11 protein-coding genes are annotated in these 12,690 nt (G+C 37.9%); 2 read left to right on the plus strand and 9 right to left on the minus strand.

The features are described from left to right. Positions 1-264 precede the first annotated feature (264 nt). Positions 265-1,443, plus strand: a complete 1,179-nt coding sequence (locus ACOEN1_RS05555) for an IS110 family transposase (protein WP_422485515.1) — start codon at positions 265-267, stop codon at positions 1,441-1,443. Between the two features lie 611 nt (positions 1,444-2,054). On the opposite strand, the gene speE is transcribed toward ACOEN1_RS05555, so the two are convergent. The 9 genes from speE to ACOEN1_RS05600 form a co-directional block, all read right to left on the minus strand. Then, complete coding sequence (gene speE, locus ACOEN1_RS05560; RefSeq protein WP_422485517.1) at positions 2,055-2,906, minus strand: polyamine aminopropyltransferase; 852 nt, start codon at positions 2,904-2,906, stop codon at positions 2,055-2,057. Between the two features lie 10 nt (positions 2,907-2,916). Next, positions 2,917-3,711, minus strand: coding sequence for an adenosylmethionine decarboxylase (speD, locus tag ACOEN1_RS05565; RefSeq protein ID WP_422485518.1), 795 nt, complete (start codon positions 3,709-3,711; stop codon positions 2,917-2,919). Positions 3,712-3,857: 146 nt separating this feature from the next. Further along, on the minus strand, positions 3,858-4,340 hold the full coding sequence (locus ACOEN1_RS05570) for a DUF2680 domain-containing protein (protein ID WP_422485519.1): 483 nt from the start codon (positions 4,338-4,340) through the stop codon (positions 3,858-3,860). An 86-nt stretch (positions 4,341-4,426) separates the two neighbouring features. Next, a complete protein-coding gene (locus ACOEN1_RS05575) occupies positions 4,427-5,812 on the minus strand; it encodes a sensor histidine kinase (protein WP_422485520.1) in 1,386 nt (461 codons plus the stop codon). Beyond that, positions 5,809-6,495, minus strand: a complete 687-nt coding sequence (locus tag ACOEN1_RS05580; RefSeq protein WP_422485521.1) for a response regulator transcription factor — start codon at positions 6,493-6,495, stop codon at positions 5,809-5,811. Before ACOEN1_RS05580 ends, ACOEN1_RS05575 begins: the two co-directional genes overlap by 4 nt. Positions 6,496-6,596: 101 nt before the next feature. Continuing rightward, complete coding sequence (locus tag ACOEN1_RS05585; protein ID WP_422485522.1) at positions 6,597-7,088, minus strand: ECF transporter S component; 492 nt, start codon at positions 7,086-7,088, stop codon at positions 6,597-6,599. A gap of 135 nt (positions 7,089-7,223) precedes the next feature. After that, complete coding sequence (gene corA, locus ACOEN1_RS05590) at positions 7,224-8,276, minus strand: magnesium/cobalt transporter CorA (protein WP_422485523.1); 1,053 nt, start codon at positions 8,274-8,276, stop codon at positions 7,224-7,226. A 127-nt stretch (positions 8,277-8,403) separates the two neighbouring features. Then, positions 8,404-9,798, minus strand: coding sequence for an MATE family efflux transporter (locus ACOEN1_RS05595; RefSeq protein WP_422485524.1), 1,395 nt, complete (start codon positions 9,796-9,798; stop codon positions 8,404-8,406). A gap of 139 nt (positions 9,799-9,937) precedes the next feature. Beyond that, positions 9,938-11,908, minus strand: a complete 1,971-nt coding sequence (locus ACOEN1_RS05600) for a helix-turn-helix domain-containing protein (RefSeq protein WP_422485525.1) — start codon at positions 11,906-11,908, stop codon at positions 9,938-9,940. Between the two features lie 101 nt (positions 11,909-12,009). Between ACOEN1_RS05600 and ACOEN1_RS05605 the strand changes: the two genes are divergently transcribed. Next, positions 12,010-12,684, plus strand: a complete 675-nt coding sequence (locus ACOEN1_RS05605; RefSeq protein WP_422485526.1) for a hydrolase — start codon at positions 12,010-12,012, stop codon at positions 12,682-12,684. The last annotated feature ends 6 nt before the right edge of the window (positions 12,685-12,690 follow it).

Below are 12,690 nucleotides of genomic sequence, written 5' to 3' on the forward strand. Positions count from 1 at the left end.
CCTCCTCGTATAATATAGTTACAGTTTAATTACTGTATGTTCTTTTCTATCTCACTAATCTTGTGAGATAATTGTTGTACAGATAGAGGTCGTAGTTCACCTCCTTGAAGCTAAGTCTTCCTACTTTAGGGTTACGCCTCTTCTTTACATCTATATGCGAATGAGCTGGATAGTACCTGGTTACTGTATATCTAACGAGGTTGTATTGTGTAAAGTAGAGAGGTCTAGACTTTATCTGTTAATATTCTAAAAGCAGGTGATTTTATGTTTTATGTTGGTATTGATATTGCTAAGAAAAATCACGAGGCTTCTATTATTGATTCTAATGGTAAGCTTCTTGATAAAAGCATCTCTTTTTCAAATTCTCAAGCTGGATCTTCTAAATTAATCTCTTTACTTGAGAAATATAATATTTCTACTTCCAATGTTGTTATTGGAATGGAAGCCACTGGCCATTATTGGCTTAGTCTTTATTCTCATCTTTTGGATTTAGAATACACTGTCTATGTCATTAATCCCATACAATCTGATGCATTTAGAAAGATGTATATCAGACAAACCAAAAATGATTCTAAAGATTCTTTTGTAATCGCTCAAATTATGCGATTCGGTGAGTTTTCCACGACATCTTTAGCTAATGACAATATTATGTCTTTACGCCAATTATCTAGGTACCGTCTAGCTTTGGTTGATGAATGTTCAGATTGGAAACGTAAATGCATTGCTATTCTTGATCAAGTTTTTCCAGAATACTCTAAACTATTTTCAGACACTTTTGGTGTAACTTCCAAGGAGCTACTGGCTAAATACCCTACTCCTGAAGATATGTTGTCTGTGGATACACAGACACTAACTGAGCTTTTGTCTAAATCTAGTAGGGGTCGTTTTGGAGCTCTAAAAGCTGTTGAAATTAAAGAGTCTGCTAAGAATACTTTTGGTATTAGCTTAGCTAGAAATGCATTTGCTTTTCAAATAAAGCAAATCATTGCCCAAATTGACTTTATCGAAGATCAATTAGACGAACTTGAAATTGAAATTGCTACTCTTCTTCACCAAACAAATGATGTAATTACATCCATTATCGGTATAGGCGATATTCTAGGTGCGATTATAATTAGTGAAATAGGCGATATTTCACGCTTTGAATCCGCATCTCAGCTAGTCGCATATGCTGGTTTAGACTCAAGTGTTAAGCAATCTGGTGATTTTATTGGGACCAAAACTAAAATTTCCAAACGTGGTTCTCCTTATCTTCGTAGAGCGATTTGGTTGGCTGCTACAGTTGCAGCATTTAAGGATCCTGCATTGTCCGTATATTATCAATCACTTAGATTGCGTGGCAAGCATCATCTTACGGCTATTGGTGCTGTAGCCAGAAAAATGACTAACATAATATTTGCTGTACTTAGGGATGATAAACCTTACGTGCCTAATATCAAATAATCCATTTTATCTAATACTTAGCCTAAAAAACTCCTTAGGCTTATTTGTTTTGCCTATTTTACTTGAAAATTTGTGATAGGTTCTGTCAAGGACTCTATCCCCTTGACAGGTTCTAGCATAAATTTTATAATCTCAAAGGCAAAATAAATTTTAAATTATTATTGACTTTTAATAGCTGGTCTAAAGTTCAGCCCTTCCCTTACGTCGTCGACTACGTATGGTACTATGGCTTCTGCTGACTTCTCATGACAAATCTTGTTTCAACCGTGCTTCATACTCTGTTTCCACACGTCCATGAGACCTCCCCGGGTAAGAATGCAATCTTTCCTTCCATATATCTGCCACATTTACATTGTAGATTTCCAAATAGTTTAGGGCTTTGGTTTGTTCAGCAACCTTACCCAATCTACATATGCCTAATGTGATTTCTGTTCGTCAGACCGAAAGTTTGCCTCCAGCTTCCTTCAGATTCCTCGTCGCCGAGGACACCCTTGCTCTTGGCTATGTGCTTGGCACTATCAACCCGCACTGGGGACTTTCACCCGTTAGATTGCACCCATGCCGGGCGCACTAAAAAGGGATGTATGAAAAAATTCATACATCCCATGATTTTATTCCGCTTCTTCCAGCTGCTCCAGTACATATGTTGGCAGTGCAAAAGCTCCTTGATGAAGATCAGAATTATAGTATTTTGTTTTTAGTCCAAATGCTTCCCACTCTTCTCTTTTATGATCCTTCATTGGATGCAGGCTTTTACTGGCAAATCCAAACAACCAGTGACCACTCGCATAGGTAGGCATATGGAATTGATAAACCTTGCAAATGTCAAATATTGATTTAATCTTTGCATGAGCCTTTTTCATCTCCCTTGCATAGTTGGGGAAATATGGGCTCTCATGCTGATTGATTAGAATTCCATCATCATTCAGGGCATTATAGCAATCTGTGTAGAACTCTCTTGTGAAAAGTCCCTCCCCAGGTCCAATTGGGTCAGTTGAATCAACCAAAACCAAATCATATACACCCTTCTTATCCTTAACAAACTTGATTCCATCAACATAGTTGTGATTCACTCTCGAATCATCGAGTTTTGATGAAGTCTGCGGAAGGTATTCCCTGCAAAGCTCCACTACCCTTTGATCAATTTCAACAAAGTCTATTGACTCGATCTGCTCATATCTGGTAAGTTCCCTTACTGTTCCTCCGTCGCCTCCACCGATAACAAGTACTTTTTTAATCTGTGGATTTACAGCCATCGGAACATGGACAATCATGTCGTGATATATAAACTCATCCTTCTCGTTTACCATCATCAGCCCATCAAGAGTAAAAAATCTGCCAAAATCGTATGACTCAAAAAAAGCTATCTTCTGGAATGGTGTCTGTTCTGAATATATCTGTTCCTTAACTTTAATTGAAAACTTACATGTCTCCGTGCTTTTCTCTGAATACCAAAGCTCCACAAAATCCCTCCTAGTAGTTTCTTCCATAGTATATTTCATGCATTTCCTGGGTAAGCTTGTCTATGATTTCTTTTCTTTGCCTCCCTGTAAGGTCCTCTTCCTTTAGCTCAAAAAGATAATCGTCAAGAATCAGATCACGTAGAATCATCTTTGTGTGGAATATGTTCTCCTGGTAAACATTTACATCAATACTGTTGTACATTTCCATTGTTTCCTTTGATATATACTCCTGTATGGAATTTATTGAGTGGTCCTTGAAGTGTTTTGTACCATCTACATCCCTTGTAAATCCTCTTATCCTATAGTCACAGGTAACAATATCCGAGTCAAAGCTTGCAAACAGAAAATCCAGTGCTTTCAGTGGAGATATTTCTCCGCAGGTCGAAACATCAATATCCACCCTAAAGGTCATGATACCCCTATCCGGATGATATTCCGGGTATGTGTGAACACTGATATGACTCTTGTCCAGATGCCCTATTACATTTCTTGGATTTGCAATCAAGTCTCCTTTGTTGCATGATGCATCCACATTAATGTCCGGTAAAGGTTCTTCCGTAATAAGAAGATTGACACTTGCTCCCTGGGGCTCATAGTCCTGTTTGGCAATATTTAGTAGATTAGCGCCTATTATGTTGGTTACCTCCACAAGAATTTCTGTAAGTCTAGTGGAATTGTATTGTTCGTCAATGTATTCAATGTACTTTTCCTTGTCCTCAGGTGAAACGGCATAGCATACATCATAGATATTGAAGCTTAGCGTCTTTGTAAGATTATTAAATCCATACAGTTTTAGTTTTTCCATTTTCCATCCCTTTCATTCTATATTAACAACAAATTTGAAACCATCAATGTTATGAAAATTCATAGATATTGTATAATATATATTGACTGTTTACAATGATTTGGACGAAAAAAATCGGAGGATTTCTCCTCCGACCCTTAATCTATTTAGTTTCTTCCGCCTCTTCTCATCTGTCCTTGCCCTTGGCCAAATGCGCCTTCTTTAGCTCCAAGTCCTTCGCCATCCATGGCTCTAAGTCCGTTTCCCTGACCATTGCCAGCTTTTTGTCCGAAAATACCTTCACCTTGGAGTAATCTCTGTGGATTATCCATTGTTCCGTCACAATTTTCAAATGCTGCAATAATTTCCTCAGCTCTTTCTTGGGTAAGTTTTCCTTCTTCTACCAATTGAGCTATCATATCCTTCTTATGAACCAATGCTTCATCTCTGAAATCCTCATAAACTCCAAGTTCATCAGCCAGCTCACCCAATGTCTGGTCCTCATCTCTCATTTCGAAGATTTCTGCTTCAGTTTTCCCACTAAGGCTTTCAAGGATTCCCAAAGGCCCCCAGCTTGCATCCGCAAAAGCTACACTCATTGTTCCTATAACCATAACTGCCACTACTAAAACCAATACTGTCTTTTTCATTTCTCACCACTCCTTTTCTTATTTTCCTTCTATGTTTTAAGTATAAAGAAAAGTTGTGATGAAATTATGATGAATAGGTGTAATATTTATTTATTTATGGGAATTTCAAAATAAAAATCAGATCCTCTTCCAGGGGTACTTTCCACCCCAAATTTAATATCATGTGCTTCAAATATTGCCTTTGTTATGGAAAGACCTATTCCAGACCCTCCAATAGCTCTATTGCTGTTGTTTATCTTGTAATACCTGTCCCATATATGATCGATCTGATCCAACGGAATACCACTTCCGGTGTCGCGAATATCCACTCTTAGAACATTTTTCTTTTCAGTCAGTACAATATCAATGTTCCCATTTTCAGTATGAGTAATGGCATTTGACAGCAGATTATGAAAAACCTGCTCCATTCTCCTCCGATCTACCCAGACATTGAAACTTTCCTTTTCACCCATAACAGACAATTTAATATTCTTATCTTCTGCCATTATGGAATATTTGTTGACTGACGATTGTGCAAGCTCCATTATATCGATTTCTTCCTGCCAAAGATCCATATTGCCTGACTGTATACGAGACATATCAAGCATTTCATCCACCATTCTACCAAGCCTTTCGGACTCTTCTATAATAATGTCCAGATTCTCCTCTCTGCTTTGTGGATCATCTCTGTGGATATCCTTGCTCATTTCAGCATAGCCTCTGATCAGACCCAAGGGTGTCCTCAATTCGTGGGATACATTGGCAACAAGATCTTTTCTGAGTCTATCAACCTTGGACAGCTGTTCTGCCATCTTATTAAAATTTCCAGAGAGTTCACCTATTTCATCGCTGGTCTCCACATCAACTCTGGTCTCCATGTCTCCGGCAGCCAGGGCATTGACAGACTGATTCAGCTTCCTTATTGGGCGCAAAAAGAATCTGGAGAAAAATGTACCTATAAGTATGGAAACCACAATAAGGATAAGTGATATATTCAACAACTGTCTCTTAAGTATATTGATTGTCTCATTTATTGGTTCGATGGGAAGACTGGTTGTTATTACAGTTTCCCTATCTTCCAGCAGCATTGAGTATGTAAAAAGCTCTGTATTTTGTCTCTGGTGAATTGTTGTTGTGGTGGCTTCTCCCGATCTGAGAAGTTCCTCAAGATAATCACCTCTAAGCACTCGAAATCCAGATGCCTGTCCTCTTCCCATAGTATTTCCAGATGAATAAAGTATTTGACCATCCACTGAACTTACCTCTGTAGCAATATTACGTTCCATAAACAGTTTTTCGGCATTCTCAACAAATGAATCCGGTTCTGTATTATATAACTCAGTCAATTCTTCAGTTGATCTCTTTAGAATCTCAACCCTGCTGTTCATATAGTTTCTTTCAAGAAATACTGTCTGGTATAACCAAAGGATTCCAACGGAAAGTATGGTAACCATAAGCATTCCCAATATCAGTTTGTGGGAAATTTTTTTCATTTTTTCTTCTCCCCAGTTTCTAATTTATAACCAACACCCCACACAGTTTCAAAAAAATGCTTGTATGGTTTCAATCTGTCCCTTAGCATCTTGATATGGGTGTCAACTGTACGATCTTCTCCGAAATAATCAATCCCCCATACTCCGTCCAGTATCTGCTGCCTTGTAAGGGCCCGATTTCTGTTTTCTATAAGGTATACCAAAAGATCGTATTCCTTTGGCGTCATTTTTACAGCATCACCGTCCATATGTACAGTTCTGCCCTCAAAGTCAACCTCTATACCTTCAAGTTGAAATATCTTTGGTTCGTCCTCAACATCCTTACTGTTTCTTCTGATTACAGCCTTAAGTCTTGCCATTAGTTCCTTTGGACTAAAGGGCTTGACCATGTAATCATCTACACCAAGCTCAAAACCGAAAAGCCTGTCATATTCTTCCCCTCTGGCTGTAAGCATTATTACAGGGACTGAGGATTCTTTCCGAATCTCCCTTAAGACAGTCCAACCATCCACCTCCGGCATCATAACATCCAGAAGAACTGCCTGATACTCTCTTTCCGAAAATTTCTCCAAAGCATCACTTCCATTTTCAGCCTCAAAGCATGTAAATCCTTCGGAAATCAGATATTCACGAATAAGTCTTCTCATTTTCATTTCATCATCAGCAACAAGTATATTTCCCATGTTATTCTCTCCCTTACTTGCACTTATACCCACTATATTGATTTTATTGTTAATGTGTGATGAAAATGTGATGGTTTAAAAAAATAACAGGCTCTCACCTGTTATCTCTTCACTCGTATCTTGTCCTTAAGGACCATGTACAATATGCTTGCTGCAACTGCACCGAAAAGTCCCTGCATTATGTTTGCCGGAAAATTCACCAGAGCTGCCTTTGCTCCATACATGAATATCTCTGCAAGATAATAGCCTATGGCCATTACTATTCCTCCGATTCCTGCTGCAACAACTGGCATCTTTCTTCCCCATGAAGTATCAAATAGCATTCCTGCAATGAATCCTTCCATGCCTTTTGCAACAAATGTTATTGGAGCATATACTCCCCATCCCAATAGAACATCTGCCAAGGCTGATCCTATTCCTCCTACCAGGAATCCACCTTTCTTACCAAACATAAAGGCTGCCATAAATATTACCATATCTCCAAGGTTTAGATAACCAACACTTGCTGGTGCTGGAATTTGAATGATCATGGTCATCACAACCGTTAGTGCCATAAAAACACCATAGGTTACAATACTGTTTGTTTTCGACATCTCTACACCCCATTCGCTATAATTGTATCGTTACACTAACTAAGTAAACTATTATTGTATCTACTATTATAGTAACACTTTTAGCGGTTGAATGCAACACTCCAGATATAATCTTTTCTGCATAAAAAAAGAGCTTTACAACCAGCCCTTTTTCCTTAGAAATCTTAACATAAAAACCGTTATAAGTCCTGATATTACCCAAAATAAAAGGTATCCATACTTCCAATCCAGTTCAGGAAAATACTCAAAGTTCATTCCATATACACTGGAAAGAAATGTTAGGGGTATGAATATTGTTGAAAATACTGTTAAAATCTTCATAACCTCATTTGTTTTGGAGCCCACGCTCGAAAGGTATGTATCCAGCATCCCTGAACATATATCCCTGTAGGTCTCAACAATGTCTATCATCTGGATTATATGGTCATATATATCTCTGAAATACAAGTTGATCCTTTCATCCAGCATCGAAAACTCCCCTCTTGCAAGAGAGCTTGTCAGATTCCTCGTTGGCCAAAGTACATTTCTTATGTAAACTAATTCTCTCTTCAGATAATATATACTCCCTAGAATATCTTTATGTGGATTTTCTAGTAATCTATCCTCCACAGAATCTATTTCATTTCCTATTTCTTCTAGAACAAGAAAATAATTGTCAACAACAGAATCAATCAAACTGTAATACAACTCAAGAGACCCGTGTTTTCTTAAAGATATTGATTCCTTAAGTCTTTCGTGTATGTACTTAAAGCTGTCAGTGTCATATTCCTGAAAAGTGACTACAATATTGTCCAATAAAATTATTGAGATTTGTTCTGTATCAAGAGTTCCATCCTCTCTGAAGAATAAATTCTTCGTAACTGTAAATAAGTATTTGTCATATTCTTCTACTTTGGGACTCTGAGCTATGTTCAGAATATCCTCTTGCACCAGGGGATGGATATTGAGAATCTTACTTATTCCCTTTACAGTATCCGGGTTTTTAAGTCCGATTACATCCAGCCATATTGTTCCACCCTTATCATCTATTGAGAATTCCTCTACCGACCCCAATGGTTTACTTACAATTCTCTCTTCAGTATAATGGGTCAGTATAATAATCTGTTCTCCTGTTCCTTCTCCAGTATACATAAGCGTCCCCGGAGGAAGATTAACGGTCTTTCCAATATTCTTTATTTCTTTACCCATCTCAACACCTCCAAGATTATATTTACATTAGCTTTTCCACAAAGCCTATGATTTTAATACCAATAATTGGGCATGAAAAAAATAGGCGGACCAAGTCTACCTATTTATACCCAATTATTAAGTTTAATCAAAGTGCTGCAACTTCTTTTACATTGTTGGCGCTATTGACACTCTTCTGCGCTGCAATTGCTGTGTTTAATTCTATCCCTTCGTTCCTAATCAGCATAAACGAAGCAATGCTTGCAAGAAAGTCTGATATTGGGTAGGATAGCCATACTCCCATCGCTCCCATATTAAATCCCTTTACTAAAATAATTGAAACTGGCAACATTATCACCAATTGTCTCAATACCGATACTGAAATCGAAATCTTAGCTCTACCACTTGCCTGGAAGTAAAAGATTGAAACATAGTATACGCTTATTACTGGAAATATTGCAATCATGATCCTGAAGGCCTTTGTAGCCTCGATAATTATCGCTGTATCATCAATAAAAATTCCTATAAGCTTTGGTGCAAATGTCATTCCAACCGCCCATATAACCGAGGTGGTAAACACTGCATAAACTATTGTTTTTCTCATCAGGGCTCTTAGCCTTACATAATCTCTTGCACCTACATTGTAAGCAGCTATTGGCTGCATTGCTGATGCCATTCCAAAGATTGTTACAAACAGGAACATATATAATTTGGATACAACTCCAAGTACTATAATACCCTGGTCTCCTGCTGTACTGGTAAGAAGACTGCTCAATACTCCCATAAGAATACCATCTTCTGCCTCAATAATAAATGCAGATAATCCAACCAACAAAATTGGTGCTACTAGTTTAAGATCCATTCTATATTTCAAAGGTATATTGTACTTTTTTCTCATAGCTGTGTAATGATAGAAAGCGTAGCCAAATCCTGCGATTTGAGAGAAGGTTGTCGCGATTGCGGCTCCCTGCACGCCCATTCCCATACCCTGTACAAGAATAAAATCAAGTATTATATTTATTATCGCTCCGATACTGGTACTGATAATTGATATCCTTGGATTTCCAAGAGCTATCATATTGTGTGAAATAAAAATAGTCATGCTTAAAAAAGTAATCCCAATAATTATTATTCCAAGATATGTAGCAGCCATTGAACTTATACTTGCTCCTGCTCCCATTATTCCGACAATTTGATGCCTGAAAATAAAGATTCCGATTGCTACAGGAACCATAATAGTAAATACAAGAGAGAAGCCTGTTTGAAGAACCTGTCTTGCCTTACCTATATTGTTGTTTCCGTTATGTCTCGAAAAAGCTGTAGCTGTTCCTACTGCTATCATTATACTAATTGCCATTAATATTCTCTGTAGAGGGAAAACCACAATAAGTGCTCCTATTCCATCTCCACCGACTTCTCTTCCTACGAAGAATGTATCCACCATACTGTACAATTCACTGACCAGCATGGATAATATTACTGGAATCGAAAATCTAAACAGCAGTTTGCTGATTTTTTCCACTCCAAAATCTTTGTTACTCATAATAAAACCTCCAGTTGATATACATATTCTATCATCCTGGAGGAATTAAGCTATCCACTGGCTTTGGGACTATTTTGGATTGTTTTGGGCAAACAGATAAAAATGCTTTTTTGCCAAACCTTAAAATAGTACACTTATTTTATTGTTTTTGTCCATAGTTCAATGTATATAGAATACAGCCGTTAGGTTTAACTGTTGCCAATATGTTAAACACCATAGCTTTCTTTCCATAGTAAAAGCTGACATTGGGGTGCACGTAATTATCCAGAAGTGTCCATTGTTCAGCTGTAAGCCTTCCAGGTCTACCAAGGAAAATCCATTTGTCATATACCGAGCCATGACTTCTGTTCAAGTCATATTTAGTAATTTGAAAATCCTCGTCCATGTTGTACAGGTTAATGGAAATTTTCTTTTCCTTTAGTTTTGTTGGCAGGCTGTGACTGTATATGTCCTCCTGACTTACCTTGGGCGGATTGTACAGAAGTATCTGATATCCTTCCTCTGACCTGCAGATAAGGTATCCATCTCCCTTGTCCAGCACCTCTTCTCCAAGCAGGGACAAAAACTTGTAGGCATAGAATGATGGCTTGTTTAGGTAATTTGCAGTAAATATCCCACTCCCTCCAAAGAAGGTTTCATTATCAAGGACAGTATCCTTGGTAATCTCATCCATCATCTGAAAAACCATCCTTCTGTTGTCTGAGGTGTAGCTGTAGAGTATATAGGGTGCCATAAAAAGAGTGTCGTGGTTGTGGTTTATTTCTTCCAATGGAAAAACAGGCTCAAGATCCTCCTGATTCATATCCAGCCACTTGTCCAAATTGTCATATATGTGTGAAAAGGTCTTTTTGAAGTTCTCCACAATGTAACCCTCCACATTTTTTGTTGATATTATTGGAAAGAATCTCAAGTCTTCGAGAAATTCCAGTATGTTCTCCACTCTAGTCCAATTTATGAACTTTCTGTTTTTCCCTCTGTATATATCCATATTGTCTGAGAAAAGATTGTTTACAAGACAATACTTGAATCCAATTTCACCTTGTATCTCCCTAAGCACTTTTCTGTTCTCTTCCTCAAGAAGCAGGGATATATCTCCAAGATCTATGACAACTGGCTTTAAGACCTCTTCAATTGAGTCCTTTTTAAGATCTACATCCAGCTTGAATATCCTGTTGTCAAAGTTAAACCTCTCATAATCAGTCAGATATCCCTCAAGGTAAGGCAGAGCCTCTTTAAGGCTTAAATAATCTATCTTTCTCATCTGCTCCAGCTGTTTTTCCGAAACCTTGTTCTTTTTTCTATATTGAATGGGTGTACACTTGTAGTGAATCTTAAAGTGCTTATTGTAATACCTTGTATGAGAAAAACCAACTTCCTCGGATATTTCGCTTATGGACTTGTCAGTATCAATAAGCAGCTTTGTTGATTCCTCAACCCTTATCTGATTGAGATACTCATTGAATCCATGACCAAATACTTCCTTGATCTTGTATGAAAGATACTGGGAGCTTAGAAACTCCTTCTTTGCAATATCCTGAAGACTCACCTTGTCCATGTAGTTGTTGCTCAGGTACTTCATTATCCTGTGATATCTTTCCAGTTGAATCTCATCTTCCTTCAGACTTTCCTCATCGTAGAAGAGGTAGTGGAAATTATTCAAAAGATGATACATCAATGACAGCAGATTGTCTTCTATCTGATCTTCATAATCATCAAGCTTTGAGACTGCCTCGTATACAAGAACTGAGATAAAGGTTCTCAACTGATAATACTCTTGCTCTTCCTGTGCATTGTCATCTGATGAATTTGTATAGTAAAATGTATCCCTTGCATCCTCGTAGTACTTTTCAAAAAATACAGGGTCAATCTGAAGAATAAGAACAAGGTTATCACCAATACCTTCCATTCTATACACTTCATTTGGATTGATTATTTCAAGCTCCCTCTTATCAAGGACATAGGTTTCACTTTCAATACCAATTCTCACTGAGCCTTCCAGTACGAAGATCACCTCGATGGCGTCCTGCCAATGGAGAGGGTATTGGTCAATTGAAGCCAGGTAGATGTTTATGGGCAGGTCCTTCATATATTCCACGTATTCTTTTCTCATTAAAAAAATCCTTTCAACTTTATTATTTTCCCTATTCATTTCGTATGCTATAATATATTGTTAATCAGTATTAGATTACCCATTTCACAAGGAGGTGTCCCATGGAAAGAGAAAAATATGTGCCGGAAATAACTTCTCAGCTGCGAAATCGATCCGTTGTGGTTCCTGAAGTCATTTACAGAGCAAGTGGAATTAAGATTCTGGGCACCAGAATAAAATCACTGCTTTTTTCAACAGATGTTGCAATAATAAAGAATAATAATGCAAACTCAATAATTGCAGTATACCCTTTTACACCACAGTTATCAATAACCCATGCAATTCTTGAGGTTGCAAGTGTTCCAGTTTTCGTCGGGGTTGGAGGCGGGCTGACATCCGGACCCAGATCCATCCAAATCGCATTACAGGCTGAGCTCCTTGGTGCCTATGGAGTTGTTGTCAATGCACCTACGAAAAATGAGGTTATTCAAGAGATGAAATCAGTAATTGATATTCCTATAGTCGCAACCGTTGCTTCACTCCAGGATGACTTTATGGGCAAAATAGAAGCAGGTGTCAGTATACTGAATGTATCGGGAGGGATAAATACAACTGAAATGGTAAGGGCAATCCGTTCAAAAGTCGGCAAGGAATTCCCAATCATAGCAACCGGTGGTCCAAATGACGATAGCATTCTGAGAACCATCGAAGCTGGTGCAAATGCAATAACATACACTCCTCCTTCATCTGGAAGAATATTCAATGATGTTATGACAAATTACAGAAATGCCTATTAAAGAAGA

Source organism: Gudongella sp. DL1XJH-153 (assembly GCF_049310905.1).
In the GTDB taxonomy this organism is placed as follows: Bacteria; Bacillota; Clostridia; order Tissierellales; family Tissierellaceae; genus Gudongella.